Below are 20,140 nucleotides of genomic sequence, written 5' to 3'. Positions count from 1 at the left end.
TGGCTAACAGTTATTAATAACTCGATGTCCAGCACTTATAATGACGGTTATTGGTTTACAGTTAGTCTGGTATTTAGGCTAACTATTAGAAAGGTCCATCGGTTAAGAAGGGCAGTCGGTAGGGTAGGACTCTTTAGGTTTAAATCGAGTAATTCCCTGACTGTTCAATGATACTAAATAAGTGAATTTTGCCTCTTTATCGGTTGGGCAGTATTTAATATGTCCAAAATGACCACGAGGTAACCCTGTATCGCCGAAAAACTTAAAGTGGTTGCGCTGTGATGCTCTCAAATGGATTTTACCGTAATCGAGGTCTAAAGATAACCGCAATAACAACTTATTAGTTTCTGAATCAAAAAGGTTGTTTTTATCCTGATCAATAAATACCAATAATAAATCCGTAGCTTCTTTGTGGCATATTAATTGTTTGTTGGCTGGACACATGATGACATTCTGGTGGTGAATGAGACTTTCAGCCTTTGCAATTCTGACTGTGTTTTCGATATTTTTACGAGTTTGTCGAGACTCCCAATGTTTTAACTGATTGATAAAAGAGGGCGTGGCAATAAGTAAAATTATCGTAATAATACATAGGGTTATAATAAGTTCAACAAGGGTAAAACCATTTTTAGAATGGCAGTATCTATTCTTTTTAATTAGGGTCTTATATTTCCGATCAGACATGAGAGGCATACATAAAAGCCTTTTTAGATACTATTTCTATAAATATCAAATCAACTGTTATAAAAAATAATTAGAGCAGTTCTAGCAAGTATGGGTAAAGATATTAAATGGAATAGTTACATTCAATTGATATCTAGCATATACTGTTAGACACTGATTTAAAGTGATCTTGAACAGTTCATTTAAAAGTATATATTTGCTAATGTCAAATTTTGTTACTTTCAGTGAATATAAGTTTCTATAAATAGAATTAACATTAAATATGTACTAATATATAGATATTAATTAATTGTACGTGAGCGGTAATAAATAGTTGTTAAGCGGTAATAATTAATACTATGAATTTAAACCCCTAAATATTTACTAGGGGTATTTTTTCTTAGTACTGTTTTATACTTATCCACTATTAAGCTTAAGGTATATAAAAAAGTGTTGAAACTTTTGTTAATTATAGATAAGCTAACGTGTGATAGTATAAGTTAGTGTCATAACTTTGCTTTTTTTATTGCTCATGACATTAATAATAGAAAAATAGCGTGTTATTTATTGAATTGCACACAAACCGTCCTTTGGAGGAAGTTTATGAAACTTAACAAAATTACTTTGGCATTGATTGCTGCAGCTGCTGTTCCTATGGCCGCTAACGCTGGTGTTACTGTCAGCCCACTTTTACTTGGTTACCATGTTACTGAAGATATCGAAGATACTGCAGATAAGCAACGTGAAATTCTTCGCACTGGTAAAGATCTTTATAAAAATAAAGACGGTCAAGTGATTGGTGATGGCAGTCGCGGCAACCTAAATGGTGGCGTTGCTAAAGAATCTGGCTTGTACACAGGTGCTGCGTTAGGTATTGAATTAACACCAAACGCACAGTTCCAAGTTGAATACGGTGTTGCAGACGCAAACGGTGAAGCTTCAGAAGATTCTGCTACAGCAGGCGTAAATCGCTTTGATGTTGAGCAAGAAATGATCACGGGTAACTTCTTGATCGGTTCTGAGCGCTTCAATAGTCAAGATGGCCGTCTACGCCCATATGGTTTAATTGGTGCGGGTCAATCTAAGATTAAAGTTGAAAACCAAGAATCTTACACAGCTGAGTCAACTTCAAACAATACTACTGCAGGTGAAGTTGTAAAAGCAGGTACGGAAGTTGCAGAATCTACCGATACCATCGGTAACTTAGGTTTGGGTGCTATGTATCGTGTTAACGATGCACTGAGCCTACGTGGTGAAGCACGTGCTATCCATAACTTTGACAACAACTGGTGGGAAGGCATGGCTCTTGCTGGTTTAGAAGTTGTTTTAGGTGGTCACTTAAGCCCAGCAGTTGCTGCTCCAGCCCCTGTTGATGTAGAACCTACCCCTGTTATTCTTGTTGAAACTGATCAAGATTCTGACGGCGATGGCGTAATTGATAAACTTGATCAATGTCCTAATACTAAGCCTAACGTAGTAGTCGATGAAAATGGCTGTGCGAAAGAAGTTATTGTTGATGATGAGCTTAAAATGGAGTTGCGTGTATTCTTTGATAACGATAAATCAAACATCAAAGATCAATACAAGCCAGAAATTGCTAAAGTTGCAGAGAAAATGGGCGAATATCCTAACTCAACTGCAAGCATCGAAGGTCATGCTTCAAAAACTGGTCCATCAGCACGTTATAACCAACGCTTATCTGAAGCTCGTGCAATCGCAGTTAAAAACATGCTGACTAGCGAGTTTGGTGTTGCTCCTAACCGTTTAAGTACAGTTGGTTATGGTTATGATCGTCCTATCGCTCCTAACGATACAGAAGAAGGTCGTGCAATGAACCGTCGTGTTTATGCAGTGATCACTGGTAACAAATCTATGACTGTTGAACAAACTAAAGATATGAATGTTCAATAATACTCATTCAAATAAAACTTAGTTATACAAAAAAGCTGCCAATTGGCAGCTTTTTTTATTTTCCTTTAAATTGTCTCTAATTATGTAATAGCATTTATCAAATAACTGCATAACTTGTAATATTAAAATGTTATACTAACGCCCTTAAACTGGCTAACCCATATCTGTTAATAATTATAGTTAAAGCATTTGCAAATCAATGAGCTTGTTTAATCTAAGGGTTGCAGACGGTTACCTTATACCGAGTTAAATTGCTGCGACTATATCTAAAATTTTTGAGTCTTTAAAATATGTCTAACGAAATACAAAATTTACGCAATATCGCCATTATAGCCCACGTTGATCATGGTAAAACTACTTTAGTTGATAAGTTATTGCATCAATCCGGTACGTTTGATGAACGGGCAAATGTTGCAGAACGCGCCATGGATTCTGGAGCCATTGAGCAAGAACGTGGTATTACTATTCTTGCTAAAAATACCGCTATTAAATGGCAACACCCTAAGAAAGATATTGAATATCGAATCAATATTGTGGACACACCAGGTCACGCTGACTTCGGCGGAGAAGTGGAGCGGGTTATGTCTATGGTAGATTGTGTTCTGCTTGTGGTAGATGCTGTTGATGGCCCAATGCCTCAAACCCGTTTTGTTACTCAAAAAGCATTCGAACAAGGACTTAAGCCAATTTTGGTAATCAACAAAATCGATCGTCCTGGCTCGCGTCCTGATTGGGTAATGGATCAGATTTTTGATTTATTTGATAATCTAGGTGCTACTGATGAGCAGCTGGACTTTCCTATTGTTTACGCTTCAGCTCTAAATGGTGTTGCGGGTATGAGCGCTGATGATCTTGCAGAGGATATGACACCGCTTTTTGAAACTATTGTTGACGTTGTTGAAGCGCCGCAGGTTGATCCTGATGCTCCTTTCCGTATGCAAATTTCAAGCCTTGATTACAATAGTTTTGTGGGTGTCATCGGTATTGGTCGTATTGAGCGCGGTAGAATTAAGACGAATACACAAGTCACTGTTATCGATAAAGAGGGTAACACACGCAACGGCAGAATTTTAAAGATCATGGGCTATCATGGCTTAGACCGTATTGAAGTAGATGATGCTCAAGCTGGTGATATTGTATGTATTACTGGTATAGATGCGCTTCATATTTCTGACACAATTTGTGACCCCAATAACGTTGAAGCGTTACCTCCTTTAACGGTTGATGAACCTACCGTTTCTATGACATTCCAAGTTAATAACTCTCCGTTTGCTGGTCGTGAGGGTAAGTTTGTGACATCACGTAATATTCGTGAACGTTTAGAGCGTGAGTTAATTCATAACGTGGCACTACGTGTTGAAGATACAGACTCTCCTGAGAAATTCAAAGTTTCTGGTCGTGGAGAGCTACATTTATCGGTATTAATTGAGAATATGCGTCGTGAAGGTTTCGAGTTGGGTGTTTCTCGACCAGAGGTTATTGTTAAAGAAGTTGATGGTAAGCTCCAAGAACCCTATGAAAATGTTATTTTTGATGTTGAAGAGGTGCATCAAGGTGCCATTATGGAGCAAGTGGGACTGCGTAAAGGCGAAATGACCGATATGCAACTTGATGGTAAAGGTCGTATGCGAATTGAAGCGGTAATGCCTGCTCGTGGCCTTATCGGCTTCCGTTCAGAGTTTTTGACGCTTACCTCAGGTTCAGGTATTTTGACTTCTAGCTTTTCACACTATGGTCCGCAAAAAATAGGTGAAGTGGGCGGTCGTACTAATGGTGTTTTAGTCTCTATGGCCAATGGTGTTTGCCTAGGATACGCTTTATTTAACCTACAAAAGCGCGGAAAGTTATTTGCTGAACCGCAGCTTGAAGTATATGAAGGTATGATTGTCGGCTTAAACTCTCGTAGCGATGATATGGTAGTCAATCCAACAACAGCGAAGCAGTTAACAAACGTTCGTGCTAGTGGTACTGACGAAGCGTTAACACTAACACCCGCTATCAAATTCACACTTGAACAGGCACTTGAGTTCATCGAAGATGACGAGCTAGTTGAAGTAACGCCTAAGTCTATTCGTTTACGCAAAAAGTTTTTAACAGAAAGTGAACGTAAGCGTCACGGCCGTAGCAAAAAAGATAGCTAACCCTTGTGTTTGAAGGGCCTCTTAGCTTGAATCTATTATTAGTTAGTCATTAACAGCTGACAAATAATTACTTTAAATTAGGATTGATATAAATTACTATATTAATCCTTTTTTATGTTTAATCTTTTATGTCAATCATCACGTGTTCCTGAAACCCATAAACTTAAGTAGACGGCTTAAATGAGATTTTTATTCATTTAGATGGATACTAGTATGGTTAATAACCTAATGTTGTATATTTAAATATTTTTAAAATAGGAAGTTTTTATGAGTATGGTATCTGAATTTAAAGAGTTTGCTTTAAAAGGCAATGTAATGGATTTAGCAGTGGGTGTTATTATTGGTGGCGCCTTTGCTACTATTACAACATCTTTAGTTGAAGATATTATTATGCCTATCGTTGCCATGATTTTTGGCGGCGAGCTAAATTTCAAAAATATGTTCTTTGTCTTAGGCGATGTTCCAGAAGGTGTCGCTATGACTTATGAAGCTTTAAAGGAAGCAGGAGTTCCTATTCTTGCTTATGGTAGTTTCATTACTGTCCTTATTAACTTCATTATTTTGGCTTTTATTATCTTTATGATGGTAAAAGGTATGAATAATATGCGTCGCAATGATGACGCAGTGGTAGAGGCGCCATCAGAAGAAGTGGTATTGTTACGTGAAATTAGTCAGAAGTTAAGTAAGTAGCTTTTATTAAGCAATATTTTACAATGAACAATCCATGTGATATGTAAAAGGCTAACCTAAGGTTAGCCTTTTTTGTATGTATTATTAAGTATAAGGTAACAATAATTATTGAGGTATTACAACCACATTATCATTTGTATTAATCAAAATTTCTGAAGGTTGATCGACTATAATGCGAACGTGATTATTGGTCATACTTTGGGACTTATAGAAGTTATTTTCTGCGACAGAACACCCTAAACATCGTCCTAACGCTTGCCAAGGTTCAACTACCAGCTTTTGCTGTGCATCTGCCGTGTTCCCACCAATAATTGAAAATGGAAGGCTAATAAGATAAGCAGCCGTACCAGTAATAGCCGAGACTAATTGAAATGGTTTGCCCACAACAGTATCTACAACCATAGTTTCATAGGATGGACCAAAATCGTCTTCATCAATCTCAATAGCGGCCATACTAGGCGTTACAAGCATGATAGATAAACCTAACGATACGACAACACGCATTAGTTTAGAACTCATTTTATAATCCTTCATTATAGGTTGAGGATAGGTTGAGGTTTAATATTATAATAAACGTTAGAGCTTTTTAATGTTAGAGCTATTTACAAGCATGGGTAAATTATTAAGCATTAACTGCTTGCATTAAATCAAGATATGCAAAGTTAATCAAGCGAGTTTGGATAACGCGTAATTAATGGCTGACAGTTAGGGCAATATGTGCTTGCCCGTCCAGTAATAGAGACTTTTTCAATAAATGTCCCACAAGTTGGGCAAGGGGCTTTATATTTTCCATAAACCAATAAAGTTTGCTGAAAGTACCCAGTCTTCCCACTGGCCACCGTAAAGTCACGCAACGTAGAACCACCTTGCTGAATAGCTCGTTTTAAGATAGCTTTAATATGCTCTACTAGCGTTTCGAGTTGCTCTAAACTCAGGTAGTGTGATGGCGTGCTAGGGTGGATACCTGATAAAAATAAACTCTCAGTAGCATAAATATTACCCACTCCCACTACAAAAACTTGATCCATTATAAGCGACTTAATGGGTTTGGCAATACTAGCAATAGAGGATACTTTGGACTTTCTATTCATGTTGGACACAGGGTTTGGCGTGTCTATATTTCCAGTAATTTTATGGATACGGTTATACAGGTACAGGCCAGTAAACTCTTCATCAAGAGGCTCAGGGCCAAGATGGTTGAATAGTTTGTCTGAATAATCCTCATACCAAAGTACGGAACCAAAGCGTCTAGGATCATGATAATGCAGCTGTGTAATATCCCCAGTTGATTTGTCTGAGTTATTAAACGCTAAAATTAAATGATCGTGTTTTCTTTTAGCGGTGCCAATTGGAAACTGTTGCAAACTTCCAGACATCCCTAGATGAATAATGACTGATTGGCTATGCGCTGTATCAGTCTTAGGATAGTTGGCAGGCGTTTCACTTGTCAAGTCGTTATTTGACACCTTTAAAAAAGTTAATATAAGATATTTTGCACGTCGATTAACGTGAGTTAACACATACCCTTCAAGTCGACTAATATTTTCTGGAACCGGCCAACGCAATCTTCTCTCATAAACTGAGACTTTATTAACCACCTTACCCAATAATGGATTTAGGCTAGCTTTGGTGGTTTCTACTTCAGGTAATTCTGGCATGGTTTAGACCGCCCGTCTGGCATGTAAAATGCCTGGCTGCTGCTCTAGTTTAGCCAGTAGTTTCGACAACTGGGAGAGACCAGTAACCTCGATGTTGAATTTAAGATGAGCCACGTTATCGTTATCAGTTTGTGTGCCAACACCACGAATATTGACATCTTCTTTATCAATAACTTGAGTTAAGTCTCGTAGTAATCCCCGTCTATCATAGGCTTCAATGAGTATTTCAACCGGTTGATAGCTTGTATGTTGTGATACCCAAGCTGCTGAGATTTGGCGCTCAGGCTCTTTTTCAATGAGACGAGCATATTCAGCACATCCACGATTATGGATTGATACGCCGCTACTTTGGGTAATAAAGCCAGCAATGGGTTCCCCGTAAATAGGTTTGCAGCAATTTGCAAAGCGTGTTTCTATATTATCAAGTCCATCAATATTGATCTTATAAGCATCGAGTTTTCCAGTAGCTCGTGGATGGACGCTTGGAGTATAGTCTAGATGTTCTTTTTCTGGTGCTAGATCTAGTTCACGTGAGATATGCCCTGTTAGCTGATGTAAACCAATCTCACCTGTGACTAAACCGACTAAAATATCGTCTGGGCTTTTCGCATTGAAATGCTTTACGTAGTCTTTTAAATCAATACTATTTGGGTGTAAGGATAGACGACCAAGCTCTTTAGCCAGCATCTGCTTACCAATTTCTAAGTTCTTTTCACGGTCTTGCTTATTAAACCACTGGCGTAGTTTAGAGCGAGCGCGACTGGTATGGATATAGCCTAAAGAAGGAACGAGCCAGTCTCGGTTAGGCTCGCGAGATGATTTAGTAATGATCTCTACCTGCTCGCCGGTTTTTAACTGATAAGTTAGCGGAACATAGCGCTGGTTTACTCTAGCCGCTTGAGCACGGTTACCAACCTGAGTGTGAACGTAATAGGCGAAATCAAGTACGGTTGCCCCTTTTGGTAACTCGGTAATATCTCCATCACGGCTGAAAACATAAATTCGCTCAAACTCTTCATAATCTACAAGCTGTTCTTCTTCATCCAGCTCATAAGGTAAGTCATTTTGTCCATCTAAGTTAAAAAGGTTTGGATTAGGAGAACTCGTTTTATTATCAGATCTAGCCAGCAAAATCTGGCGTATTGAACTTATTTTCTGACGCAGATAAGAGTCTTGTTTGTTTTTCCCCCCTTCTTTATACTGAACATGTGCGCACATGCCAAGTTCGGCTTCAAAGTGCATCTGGTGTGTACGGATTTGAATTTCCAGCGACTTATTTTCTGCGATTACAGCGGTGTGTAAGGAGCGATAACCGTTGGACTTTGGGTTGGTTATATAGTCATCGAATTGGTCAGGAATATGTCGCCAAATGCCATGCACTAGGCCAAGAGTGTGATAACACTCTGAGGGGGTATTAACTAAAACACGCAATGCACGAATATCATAGAGTTGATCAAAGGAGAGCCCTTTAAGCTTCATTTTGCGGTAAATAGAGTAAATATGCTTGACGCGGCCAGTGACCTCAGCCTGTATGCCCGCTTCTGCTAAAACTTCCTCAAGCCTTAATTGTACTCGTTCAATGTACTCTTCACGTTCACTTCGCTTCTCTGAAAGTAGTTTGGCAATTTCTTTGTAGCGATCGGGGGCAAGATAACGGAACGCTAAATCCTCAAGTTCCCATTTTATTTGAGCGATGCCTAAACGGTGTGCCAAAGGAGCATAGATGGTCATGACTTCACGCGAAACACGCTTTTGACGCTCTTCGGAAGCGTAGGATAATTCACGCATAGCAAAGGTACGTTCAGCAAGCTTAATCAGCACAACGCGAACATCATTAGTCATTGAGATAAGCATACTATAGATGTTTGACAGCTGCTCACGCTGGTTATTAGCCAGATGGTCCTCTAGGCGCTTATTACTTTCTATAGTATCAGATAGCTGTCCCATTGCCAGAGTGTCAATCACTAGTTTGGCGACATTCTGCCCAAAATGCTCTTTAATTTGTTCAAGTGAAATCAGCTTAATACGTGCAGCACGATATAACATCGCAGCAGTTAACGCATCTTCATCTTGATAAAGATACGTTAAGATATCGGCCATACCAATTCCGGTCATGTAGGCACTAGAGCGATTGTTCTCGCTTAATACGGACTGAGTGCCGATCAGCTCACACGCTTTGGCTAGATTGGGAAGCTCATCAAGGTTGACCCGATTCGCAACTGTTTTAAGCCATGCTGGTAAATCAATGAGGGTGTTGTCAGCCAGCTTATTACCAGATTCATCAGAAAATTGAAGTTGGTTTGATTGAGCAGTCCAAACCGCGCTGTGCTTTTTATTAGAGGAATGATATTCCGAGTTTTCGTCATCGGCGCTGCTAGTGTGCGTAGGATACTGGGAGTAGATTAATGTATTTAGACCTAGCTTGTTTGCACTTGAGTTGCTTTTAGCATGAATCGAGTCTTCCATTGCAGATGCCAGCTTTGAAGCGGCTAGGTGTTTTTTTAAGTCTTCATTGAGCATCACAAAAGTTGGGCGGGCAGGATTATAATAGCCATGCTGATGTTGTGCTACCATTTGTGCAGCGAGTGAAGCACTGTCTTCCGTCGTTTTACGACCGTCAATTAGGGGCAATCCTTCACGAACTTTTACCACAACTTCCTCCCTCAGCTATCTATCAATACAGTTATTATTTTAACAAACTGCGTCTTCAAACTGTCTTATGTATTCTGATGTATAAAGCCGAAAACTAATAAGCGCTTTCAACTTAAGAACGCTTTCAACTTAAGAACGCTTTCAGCTTAATCATGGATGTTATAAAACGTACGCTCTGGAGTCATCTGTTTCCTGCCTATGTTGATATTGTTTATTTGGCATTATTTGCTAATAGCATTATCTTATTTACAAATATAATTTCAAGACGAGACTTGTGAACAGTTGTGAGCTGGAGAAACATTATAGACAGTTATACTATTTTAGCGTATAAATTAGTTATACCATGAATTAGTAATACCAATTTGTTTGGGAAACACGCATTTGTCAGACAGATATAAAACGTTGCAGCAGGATTATCTAAACCTATTAAACAAATAAGAAGGGTGTCATTATCATTAGTTCCGCTATCGTGCAGGCTTGTGTCTTGTCTTTTAGACTTATAACTCTTTAGCGAAACTAATGGTAATAAATGAAATATCAGGCCTTAGACTGACTGAATTTTCTCAAAACGAGCTATTGATTCAACATGGCCTGTATGGCTAAACATATCCATTACACCTGCGTGTGTCAGGTGATAGCCATATTCAATAAGTGCTTTAGTGTCTCGGGCTAGTGTTGCAGGGTTGCATGAGACATAAACTATCCTAGAAGCATCAAAGCGAGGCAAATAGTGCATAACCTCCCACGCACCTGAGCGAGGCGGGTCAATCAAAATAGCATCAAAGCCTTGCTGAGCCCAAGGCTGATCGCTAAAGTCTTGGGTCAAGTCTTGCGTATAGAATTCAGTATTGGTAATACTATTACGTTTTGCATTGTCTGATGCTCGTGCAGTCATAGCGTCTGAACCTTCGACGCCAATGGCGACACCCTCAGTGCCGTTGGTACCGCCAACCAAGCGAGCTAGAGGAAGGCTGAAATTTCCCAAACCGCTGAATAAGTCGAGCACTCGCTCCCCTGTTTTTAGGTCGAGTAAATCGCAAGCTAGCTTGGTCATTTTGCGATTAACAGATAGGTTGACTTGAGTGAAATCTGTAGGAATAAATTCGTAAGTTAAATCATACTCAGGAAGCTGATAATATAAGCGGCCAAACTGCTGACTCATATCGTCGCTCTCATGTAGGGCAATACGCTTAATGCTATCAGGCCCTTTTGGCTGTATGTATAATTGCCAATTGCGAACCGAAAAAAATGCCTTTAGTTTATTAATATCATGGGTTGATAGCGGTTCTAGGTTTCGTATGATAAGGGCAACCGCCTGATTGCCATCAGCAAGCTCAGGGATTTCTTCTCCCATCGCCAACTCTATTTGAGCAATACTGCTTCTAGCATCGAGTGTACTAATAAGTGACTTTAGGTTTTCAAGCTCAAAACCAATGCGCTTATCTAAAATATGACACTCATTTAATTCAGCTAAAAAATTGCTATTACGTTCTCTAAAACCAACCAGTGCGGTCTCTTTTTTGGCAACATAACGAACGCCCATGCGAGCCTTAGTGCGATAGGCTAAACGATCAGCTACTAAAGGTTCTAGCCAATTTTCTGGCTGTACACCTGCTTGATGTTCTAATAATTCAGCAAGCACAGTCTGTTTAAAAGCAATTTGCCCATCAGGCTGCCAATGCTGCAAGCTGCAACCCCCACAAACACCAAAATGTGGGCAAGGCGGCGTTTGACGTTCAGGATGAGCATTATCAATCAGCGCAATCGCATCTCCTTCTTCAAAACTTTTACGGCTATTGGTCAAACGAACGTTAACCGTTTCATTTGGTAAGGCAAAACTAACGAATACTTTTTTACCGTGTTTATCCAAGGTATGGCCAGAGTCATCATCAAAGCCATTACCATATACGGCAACGCCGCGACCATCATGAGATAACCCATCAATTCTAAACGGCACAGGCTTGGCGTCCTTGAGGCGTCGGCGTATTTTCGAGTTTGGCTTAGACATTTTTTTGCTGGGCGCCGTAGCCAGTGTTGATCTGCCAGATGAGTTGGAGGGGTTAGATTTTGTAGTCTGGGTGGGTTGCATAAACCTGCCTGTTTAGCTGTACTAAATATGGATAAAAAAAACAAGAAATGTGATATTTAAATAAAAGATTTTAACACACAAATGCAGTATCCGGATGAGTGTCAAAGCATGTAACTTGTTTTATCTAACATGCAGGTAATCACTATCGCAGTGACGTGCTGAGCAATTTTAGGGTGTCATATTCCAAGCACTTAAAAAGTCATGATGACGGATGCTATCATCACTGTCTTTTTTGAGTGATAAGTAGTCATGGGTTTGCGTTTGCCACGAGTTGAAATCACTACTTGTTAGATCGCCAGTTAAGCGTAGCCAACGCAAATAAATTAACCACGTATTGAGCACATCGGATTCGCAGTATAGCGATAAAGCGTGCCATTTATTTTCATTAACTAAGTTACCAATCATACTGCCATCTACATCTGTTTTACCCGGCAACCCATAAAGACTAGCAACAACATCCATAGCTTCACGGCGGCTCGCACCATATTGACTGAACCTATCCATCAAGTCTAAATGCCGAGTTTGAAAACGATTCACATAGTTATTAAATCGCATGTTGCTCATTCGGTTACCTTCTTCAAACAATAATGGAACGCTCAAGTTATATTGCATAGCGCGATAAATCAAAACAGGGATATCAAAACCAGACCCATTCCAACTTACTAACTGCGGTAAATGATTAACATCACTAAAAGCCCGAAAGAATTTGGCTAACATTTCCTGTTCAGTTAGTGTTTCTCCCGTGAGTGAGAATAAAGAAAATGTATCTTGATTGGTATCAATATACAACCCAGAGATGCAAACAACACGTTGTAGCGGTAAACGCATAAAGTCGTGCCCAGCTTCTTGTAAACGCATACTGGTTAACGCAGATAAAGTATCTGAATCATTTAGGGTCGCCAGCTCAGGATAAATGCGACGGGCTCCTTCAACATCAGCAATGGTTTCGATATCAAATACTAATACGGGTGCATTTGGAAAAGTTGTCATGATTTGACCATTTTATGAGTGAAGGTTTGGGTAATGATTGAGCAACGTTATACCTGCGTGATGGAGTGCCATCAGATTTATTAAATAGGTCTATATGAAATATACTGATATTAAATGTGCTCAAAGCAGTTAGCTAATAGGCCTTCTACTTTTGCTAGTGTTTATTGTTCGGTATATAGCCCTGTAGATAAATATCTATCGCCGCGATCACAAACAATAAAGGCAACCATAGCCTCAGGTTGCTCTTCTTGAATTTCAGAGGCTACTTGCAGTGCGGCCCATGCGGCTGCACCAGAAGAAACACCTGCTAGAATCCCCTCAGTACGGGCAAGTTTACGCATATAAGCTTCTGCGATATTTTGGTTAACATCCATAATACGATCAACCACACTCGCATCAAATATCTCAGGGCGATATTCTGGACTCCAGCGGCGAATACCGGCAATTGAAGCGTCTTCATCGGGTTGTAGTCCAATTACTTGAATGTCTGGGTTTTGCTCTTTTAGATATTTTCCGGTACCAGAAATGGTACCTGTGGTACCCATAGAGCTCACAAAATGAGTGATTTTCCCTTGAGTTTGTCGCCAAAGCTCAGGGCCTGTAGTGGCATAATGAGCGGCACTGTTATCCGGGTTTGAAAATTGATTGAGTACGATGCCTCTACCTTCTGCTTCAAGCTGTAGGGCTTGGTCACGAGCCGCTTCAATACCGTCATCTACCTCAATAAGGGTGGCACCATAAGCCGCCATGGCATCTTTGCGCTCTTGTGTTGAGTTGGTTGGCATTAATAGTATCAAGTTATATCCGCGCATAGCTGCAACCATCGCTAGAGCAATGCCAGTATTACCACTGGTGGCTTCAATAATAGTATCGCCAGGTTTAATATCGCCTCGTTTCTCAGCCTGCAAAATCATGTTAAATGCGGGTCGGTCTTTAACCGAACTGGCTGGGTTATTACCTTCAAGTTTGGCCAATATCTGAACGGAATGATGGATGCCTTGCAGTTGCGGAAGGCGTTGTAGAGCCACTAAAGGCGTATTCCCTAAGCAGTCTGCTAGGGTAGATATTTGGTTGGTAAAATTATCTAAGTTAGAAGTAAGATTTGACATAACGATTCTCAATGCGAAGGAATATGTGTTATAGGATATAGGGCATGTTGTATGTTTGACTGTAGTAGAGTTCATGAAACCTATCAAACTAAGACTGATGTAAACGTAAGTTACGCCCTAGCATAATATATTTATGAATGGGGTAAATTATAGCATTTTGCAAGTGCTAGGATTATCTGCAATCGGTTAAAAACCTGTTACACTTAACTCTATGGCATGTCTAGGAGGTTTTCATCTCACTTTTCATGGTGTATTTAAGAAGGATACCGTATTAGTAGCTTGCCAGTTTGCTGATTATTCCATTGAATACCTACTTATTGAATGCTGAATACAAACTTTTAACTACTATGAATAGAGCAGAGTAGGTTAATCATCATAACCCCTTATATTTTATAGCCCAGTTTTATAACCTATTATATTGAAAACATAAATTATGATGTCTAAAAAATTTTTCGATTTTGGTAGTGCCTATGCACAGCTCATACTGATGGTTTTTTTGCCCATCACGTTATTGGCGGCGGTAGGTGCCTATTTGGTGGAAAAAGAATCGCGTAAAGTACTGCAGTCAGAACAACAGACCATGGCTACGGCGGCATTAATTCGCTATGAACCTATCATTACAAAACTACTTCCAACGATTATTAGTAAAAACAACGTTCAGAAAAATGGTGTTATTAATCTGAACCAAGATAGCGAAAACTTGGGTACCAATTCAGAAATAACAAAGGTAAATAAGGGCACGAATGCCAGTAATACGAACATCGAAATAAATGCGGCAAATGAGCATATGGCTGCTGCTAAACATGAGCTGAACAATACTGATTTGTTAAAGTTAAATAAGAGCGACGCACTTGAAGATGTGCAGAACCAGATTGGGTTAATTTTTGCCTCAATGAATAATGAACAGCATGTTAACCGAGTGGCTGTCATTGACGAGCAAGGTAACGTCATCGCTTCATCTGACGCCAATACAATGCCAATGTGGCATCCAGATAAAAGCGTTGACATCTTTCTTAACGAAGAGTTTATTAGTGGCGTATCAACAGCGATGGGCAGTGCTTATGGTTATAGATTGGGTAGCGTTGGGGACAAAAAATATTGGTTGTTTGTTGATATGGACAATCAGCCACTCATCATTGCAAGATTGAGAGTATGGCTAGGACTGGGATTGACCGGTTTATTCACGCTACTCATTTTACTACTTAGTCTCAATGTGTATGCAAAGCGGTGGATAGTGCCTATTTATGATTTACGTTTGCATTTACAACACATTACTCCTGATAATATGTATCACCCAGTCACAACGGATGCAAGTGGCGAGTTAAATCAGTTACAACAAGATTTGGTTAAGACTTTACGCCGTTTATATGGTGATTTTCAAGGGCTTAAAGATCATGCAGACCAAACAGAAGATGACTTACGCGATGCATTTGATGAGATGGAGATGCAAAATATTTTCATTCGCGAAGCGCGTGACCAAGCCGTATCAAGTAGCCAAGCGAAATCAGCATTTTTGGCGAATATAAGCCATGAGTTACGCACCCCTCTCAATAGTATTGATGGATTTATTAATTTATTGGCACGGCATGGTAATCTAAATGCTGAGCAAGATTTATACGTACAAACCATCCGAAAATCATCAGCGCATTTGCTTGCACTGGTCAATGATGTATTGGATTTTTCTAAAATTGAAGCGGGTAAGCTCGAATTAGACAAGCACGAATTCAGTTTGTATGCGGCCATTTATGATGTAATGGATATGCTTTCTCCATTAGCTTCAGAAAAAGGGTTGCGTATGGCGGTGTTGTATTATAACGACGTACCTAACACTATTATTGGCGATGCGCTGAGAGTGAAGCAAGTGCTTACTAATTTAGTAGGCAATGCGATTAAATTTACGGATGTGGGTGAAGTCGTTGTCAGAGTAGGATTAGATGAAGCTACCAATGAGACCACCGCTGTGTCTGATACCGCTAATGACAAAAGACACAGTGGCGACATGATTCATATTGCTATTCAGGATACAGGGCAGGGTATTTCAGAAAATGCAAAGGCTCAATTATTCAGAAGCTTTAGTCAAGGTGATCCATCGATTACTCGTCAGTATGGAGGTACTGGGTTAGGTTTGGTAATTTCAAAACAATTAACACGGCTTATGGGTGGCAAAATTGGCTTTTATGACAATGCCGAGCAATATAGCGGCGAGCAAGTTGTGAGGTCAGATTCAAGCTTGCATAACAACGCAGATGAGTCAAATCAAGTGGTCACAAAAATGGTGACTCGAACAGGAGCTACTTTTTGGTTTAGTATACCTGCCCATGTAGATATTGATGATGTATCTGATGTTAAATTTGGTGCAAATCTTGATGAAGGCATAAATACAAAAATACAACTACCGGTACTACGTCCATTTGCTCAATCTAATGATAATGATAAGCCCTTTGAGGTACTGGTATGGATTAGTCATGCATCGAGCTTACAGGTATTTATAGCGTCTGTTCGTCCTTTAAATATCAATGTGACCACAGCGCGCTCCTTAGCAGGTGCACTTGAACGACTCAAAGAGCAAAGTGACCGTTGGAATTGGGTGGTGTTTGATGGGGGCGATGATGAAGCACTCGAAGAAAGAGCCGCATTATTAAAACAAATTCGCCTGCATTACCAAGGCAAGTTGGCTATTTACGGATACCAAGTGGCATTAGACGCTACATTATTAGAGCGTTACAAAGCCTCTGGATTATATCAGCCACTCGATAAGCGTCAGCTGTATGCCCTGCTTGATACAAGTAACTCTCATGTTTCAACCGTTGTTTCTCCGCCAATTTGGCAAGGGGTTAAAATTTTGGCTGTAGATGATCATTTGCCAAACTTATTGGTATTAGACGCCTTGTTAAGTGAGCTTGGCATTGAAGTTATTACTGCAAACAGTGGTTATGATGCGGTTGATATTGTTAGCAAACATCTTATTAGAGGCGGCTCTAAGGGTACAGCCTCTTCTGTGTTTGAACATGGATCTGAAAACGAAAGTAAGATTGATTTGATTTTTATGGATGTCCAAATGCCGCGTATGTCGGGGGATGAAGCAGCGGAGCAAATTCGCCAATTAGAAGCGGATATAAATGCAAAAGACGGCATGCCAGATAGACGCATGCCCATCATTGCCCTCACAGCACAAGATTTAGTAGAAGAGAAAGAGAAGCTGATAGCGGCAGGTATCGATGATTATGTTGGTAAACCTATTAGCCGCCCACAATTATTGCAAATACTTCAGAGATGGTTGGGTAAAGGTGGCGATGCGCCCGCCAGCTCTCTGATTAGCCATGATGAGGACGTAAAGTCAAATGCGCATTCGAGTTATGTGATAGATATGAATAGCCCCCTCGCGGATAATGATTCGGGAGCTTTAATTGTGGACTGGAAGGATGCGTTAGCACGTTCAGCCAATAAACCTAAATTGGCTCATCAACTGTTAACGATGATGCAAAACTCAGTCCCTGATGAAATCAGAGAGTTAGAAGAAGCATGGCAGAACTTTGACCGTAAACAGTTGGCGCAAATTGCGCATCGAATTTTAGGTGCAAGTCGTTATACAGGTGTTCCGCAAATTCGTAATACGAGTCAAAGTTTTGAAGACAAATGCTTACTGAATGTGCAACACAATACTCCGCCACAGTTTGTATTATTAGAGGAATATTACGATGCGCTGATAGCCAGTTTGAAGGCACTACAAGCTTTGGATTTAGAGGCCTGTATTACACAGCAAAAAAGTGATGCTAGCAATGATGACGATAGTGACAAGGGGCTCAGTGAAAACGACATGACTTGGAAAATGATTTAGGGTCTGTTAAATAGGTATTGATTGAAACCAAAATATTTAGAATAAGGACGGAGTTTTTATGTTAGCAATGAAGAAAAAAAATTACCAGTTTATTGAACTCACAGAACAAGATGATATTCTGACCGTGGCGCTAAACAGACCCGATAAAAAAAATGCCATGAATTTTGCGATGATGCGGGAGCTCATTGACTTAGCCACTCGTCTTAAACGAGATAAAAGTATCCGAGCGGTTATTATCACAGGTAGTGGTAATGCTTTTTGCTCTGGTATTGATTTAGGCGATTTAACCAATCCTAAAAATGCCGTAATGGGTGTATGGCAATTGGTGAAGCCAACCCAAAGCTTATTTCAAAGGGTATGCTTGGTATGGAGAGAGGTGCCGGTACCTGTTTTTGCCGCCCTGCATGGATATTGCATCGGCGCAGGATTACAACTGGCGCTGGCATGCGACATTCGCATTAGTACACCTGATTGTCAAATGGCAATCATGGAAGCAAAATGGGGACTGGTGCCTGACATGGGGTTAACCCAATCGGCCTTCCATGTGGTACGTGCCGATGTATTAAAAGAGTTAGCAATGACGGGACGTATGCTTGATGGTCAAGTTGCTTTAGAATTTGGGTTAATAAGCCATGTCGATGACAAGCCCTTAGAGAGGGCTAAACAGCTAGCGCATGAGGTGGCGACACGCTCGCCTGATGCCGTATTAGCTTGTAAGAAAGTGATTAATCATATGACTAAACAAGGCAGTTGTACGTTGTATAAAGAGAAGATATGGCAGCTCAAGCTAATGGTCGGCAAAAACCGCAAGCGTGCGATTAAAAGAGCCAAAGACAGTAGTGTACAGTTCTTACCCCGTCAGTTTAGATAGCAGAGCGCTAAAGCAATGGGAGAGAGTTTAAATTTATGCCACAATCGATTAAATAATCTTTTGTCCATCGAACACTCTATTGTATAAAATAACCCATACTAACTTCATAGCATGTAGACTATGATGGTAGGTTAGTTGGGCCTCTACTATTTTTCATTGTGAGTTTTTTTATGTCTTCAACCTCCAACTCTAATAACGAGTTGCCAAACACCCATGTTGAAAATAATTTATCAAATGCGACGGGCAACACACCTAAGTTTCCCCTCGCGTGGATTATGGTGCTAGGGTTAATAGTTGCGATTGGTCCGTTGTCTATTGATATGTATTTGCCTGCGTTACCCCGAATGGCAGACGACTTTGGGGTTAGCACTGCCAGAATATCCAATTCGGTTCCTGCCTATTTCACAGGATTGGTGGTTGGGCAACTCATATACGGTCCTCTTAGCGACCGCATTGGGCGGGTTAAGCCCTTGTATTTTGGTATGATGCTATATGTGATTGCCTCTATTTTGTGTGCCACAACAGATAGTGAATATGTATTATTTATTTGTCGTACGTTACAAGCACTCGGTGCTTGTGTCGGTGCGGTGGTTACCCGCGCCGCCATTCGAGATACCTTGCCGCCTAAACAGATGGTAAAGGCATTCTCTATTATGATCCTTGTTATGGGTCTAGCACCGATACTAGCTCCTTTTTTAGGGGCCCAGTTATTAAAAATATTTGACTGGCAAGCTATATTCTGGTTCTTAGCTGGGTTTGGAATACTAAATCTGCTATTAACTAAGTTGTTTTTTAAAGAGACACTAACCGATGACAATCGTAGTACTCGGCCTTTTTCTAGTGTATTCAGCCAATATTGGGACTTATTAAGAGACTCTAAATTTAGCTATCCTGCCATTGGTGCAGGTTTACTGATGGGTGCGATGTTTGTGTATATCAGTGCAGCGCCTGAGCTACTTATGGATAACTATGGGTTAAGTGCAGAAAAATTTAGCATTGTTTTCGGTATAAACGCTGCTGGATTTATTGGTCTGACCCAGATCAATCAAATAATAATCAATCGCTTTCGTTTAGTCAGTATTTTGCGATTTGGTGCAGCAGCACAAGCGATATCATCCGTTATATTGCTAATTTTGGGTATAGTGTTTGGGTCTTCAGCACCTCTAATACCTGTGTTGATATGTATATTCTTTTGTATATCTGGGCTTGGGCTAACTCAGCCAAATGCTTCGGCTATCGCCCTGACCTTCCAAAAACATCGTGCGGGCATGGCAAGTGCATTGCAAGGCTCGTTAATGTTTTGTGTAGGTATTTTTGGCGGGCTGTTATTAAACGTGTTTCCTGTCAGCGCTGTGTTGAAGCTAGGGATAACCATGAGTCTTTTGATGTGTGGAGGTGCCTTTCTAGTGTTTAAGCTTGATAGGAATTTAAATTTAGACAGCGAGCAATAATACCGCTAATGGGGAGGGGAGTATATTAGCCTTATTGAATTCGTTAAGCGCTAGGTTAAGACTACTTTGTGTCGTAG

12 protein-coding genes and 1 pseudogene are annotated in these 20,140 nt (G+C 40.2%); 6 read left to right on the top strand and 7 right to left on the bottom strand.

What is annotated here, in order from left to right; all coding sequences use genetic code 11:
- Positions 1 to 102: 102 nt before the first annotated feature.
- On the bottom strand, positions 103 to 693 hold the full coding sequence (locus AC2SLN_RS09185; RefSeq protein WP_486548156.1) for a GspH/FimT family pseudopilin: 591 nt from the start codon (positions 691 to 693) through the stop codon (positions 103 to 105).
- A gap of 573 nt (positions 694 to 1,266) precedes the next feature.
- Between AC2SLN_RS09185 and AC2SLN_RS09180 the strand changes: the two genes are divergently transcribed.
- The 3 genes from AC2SLN_RS09180 to mscL all read left to right on the top strand — a co-directional run bounded on the left by AC2SLN_RS09180 (position 1,267) and on the right by mscL (position 5,405).
- Positions 1,267 to 2,574 (top strand): OmpA family protein, encoded by a 1,308-nt coding sequence (locus tag AC2SLN_RS09180; RefSeq protein ID WP_486548157.1) that lies wholly within the window; start codon positions 1,267 to 1,269, stop codon positions 2,572 to 2,574.
- Between the two features lie 290 nt (positions 2,575 to 2,864).
- Positions 2,865 to 4,715 carry a translational GTPase TypA gene (gene typA, locus AC2SLN_RS09175; RefSeq protein ID WP_486548158.1) on the top strand — a complete coding sequence of 617 codons (1,851 nt, stop codon included), beginning with the start codon at positions 2,865 to 2,867 and terminating at the stop codon, positions 4,713 to 4,715.
- 267 nt (positions 4,716 to 4,982) lie between these two features.
- A complete protein-coding gene (mscL, locus tag AC2SLN_RS09170; protein ID WP_486548159.1) occupies positions 4,983 to 5,405 on the top strand; it encodes a large conductance mechanosensitive channel protein MscL in 423 nt (140 codons plus the stop codon).
- 105 nt (positions 5,406 to 5,510) lie between these two features.
- Here mscL and AC2SLN_RS09165 read toward each other — a convergent pair whose 3' ends face one another.
- From AC2SLN_RS09165 to cysM, 6 genes are all read right to left on the bottom strand, one after another.
- Positions 5,511 to 5,924 carry a hypothetical protein gene (locus AC2SLN_RS09165; RefSeq protein ID WP_486548160.1) on the bottom strand — a complete coding sequence of 138 codons (414 nt, stop codon included), beginning with the start codon at positions 5,922 to 5,924 and terminating at the stop codon, positions 5,511 to 5,513.
- A 143-nt stretch (positions 5,925 to 6,067) separates the two neighbouring features.
- Positions 6,068 to 7,063: a bifunctional DNA-formamidopyrimidine glycosylase/DNA-(apurinic or apyrimidinic site) lyase gene (gene mutM, locus AC2SLN_RS09160; protein WP_486548161.1), complete on the bottom strand. Its 996-nt coding sequence runs from the start codon at positions 7,061 to 7,063 to the stop codon at positions 6,068 to 6,070.
- 3 nt (positions 7,064 to 7,066) lie between these two features.
- Positions 7,067 to 9,715 carry a RelA/SpoT family protein gene (locus tag AC2SLN_RS09155; protein WP_486548162.1) on the bottom strand — a complete coding sequence of 883 codons (2,649 nt, stop codon included), beginning with the start codon at positions 9,713 to 9,715 and terminating at the stop codon, positions 7,067 to 7,069.
- A gap of 544 nt (positions 9,716 to 10,259) precedes the next feature.
- Positions 10,260 to 11,804, bottom strand: coding sequence for a 23S rRNA (uracil(1939)-C(5))-methyltransferase RlmD (gene rlmD, locus AC2SLN_RS09150; RefSeq protein WP_486548163.1), 1,545 nt, complete (start codon positions 11,802 to 11,804; stop codon positions 10,260 to 10,262).
- Between the two features lie 168 nt (positions 11,805 to 11,972).
- A complete protein-coding gene (locus AC2SLN_RS09145) occupies positions 11,973 to 12,794 on the bottom strand; it encodes a 3'-5' exonuclease (RefSeq protein ID WP_486548164.1) in 822 nt (273 codons plus the stop codon).
- 161 nt (positions 12,795 to 12,955) lie between these two features.
- Positions 12,956 to 13,903, bottom strand: coding sequence for a cysteine synthase CysM (gene cysM / locus AC2SLN_RS09140; RefSeq protein ID WP_486548165.1), 948 nt, complete (start codon positions 13,901 to 13,903; stop codon positions 12,956 to 12,958).
- A 436-nt stretch (positions 13,904 to 14,339) separates the two neighbouring features.
- Here cysM and AC2SLN_RS09135 point away from each other — a divergent pair, with 436 nt between their 5' ends.
- The 3 genes and pseudogenes from AC2SLN_RS09135 to AC2SLN_RS09125 all read left to right on the top strand — a co-directional run.
- Positions 14,340 to 17,741 (top strand): histidine kinase dimerization/phospho-acceptor domain-containing protein, encoded by a 3,402-nt coding sequence (locus AC2SLN_RS09135; protein WP_486548324.1) that lies wholly within the window; start codon positions 14,340 to 14,342, stop codon positions 17,739 to 17,741.
- 58 nt (positions 17,742 to 17,799) lie between these two features.
- A complete protein-coding gene (locus AC2SLN_RS09130; RefSeq protein ID WP_486548166.1) occupies positions 17,800 to 18,612 on the top strand; it encodes a crotonase/enoyl-CoA hydratase family protein in 813 nt (270 codons plus the stop codon).
- Positions 18,613 to 18,761: 149 nt separating this feature from the next.
- A pseudogene (locus tag AC2SLN_RS09125) lies at positions 18,762 to 20,063 on the top strand (multidrug effflux MFS transporter); the annotation flags it as partial.
- Positions 20,064 to 20,140: the final 77 nt, after the last annotated feature.

It is taken from the genome of Psychrobacter sp. CX90, from assembly GCF_057396305.2.
This window is presented reverse-complemented; position numbering and strand designations above follow the sequence as displayed.

What these genes read in the sequence shown, in the direction of transcription:
- AC2SLN_RS09185 (WP_486548156.1), bottom strand. Translation starts at nt 693, where the DNA reads ATGCCTCTCATGTCTGATCGGAAATATAAGACCCTAATTAAAAAGAAT.
- AC2SLN_RS09180 (WP_486548157.1), top strand. Translation starts at nt 1,267, where the DNA reads ATGAAACTTAACAAAATTACTTTGGCATTGATTGCTGCAGCTGCTGTT.
- typA (WP_486548158.1), top strand. Translation starts at nt 2,865, where the DNA reads ATGTCTAACGAAATACAAAATTTACGCAATATCGCCATTATAGCCCAC.
- mscL (WP_486548159.1), top strand. Translation starts at nt 4,983, where the DNA reads ATGAGTATGGTATCTGAATTTAAAGAGTTTGCTTTAAAAGGCAATGTA.
- AC2SLN_RS09165 (WP_486548160.1), bottom strand. Translation starts at nt 5,924, where the DNA reads ATGAGTTCTAAACTAATGCGTGTTGTCGTATCGTTAGGTTTATCTATC.
- mutM (WP_486548161.1), bottom strand. Translation starts at nt 7,063, where the DNA reads ATGCCAGAATTACCTGAAGTAGAAACCACCAAAGCTAGCCTAAATCCA.
- rlmD (WP_486548163.1), bottom strand. Translation starts at nt 11,804, where the DNA reads ATGCAACCCACCCAGACTACAAAATCTAACCCCTCCAACTCATCTGGC.
- AC2SLN_RS09145 (WP_486548164.1), bottom strand. Translation starts at nt 12,794, where the DNA reads ATGACAACTTTTCCAAATGCACCCGTATTAGTATTTGATATCGAAACC.
- cysM (WP_486548165.1), bottom strand. Translation starts at nt 13,903, where the DNA reads ATGTCAAATCTTACTTCTAACTTAGATAATTTTACCAACCAAATATCT.
- AC2SLN_RS09135 (WP_486548324.1), top strand. Translation starts at nt 14,340, where the DNA reads ATGTCTAAAAAATTTTTCGATTTTGGTAGTGCCTATGCACAGCTCATA.
- AC2SLN_RS09130 (WP_486548166.1), top strand. Translation starts at nt 17,800, where the DNA reads ATGTTAGCAATGAAGAAAAAAAATTACCAGTTTATTGAACTCACAGAA.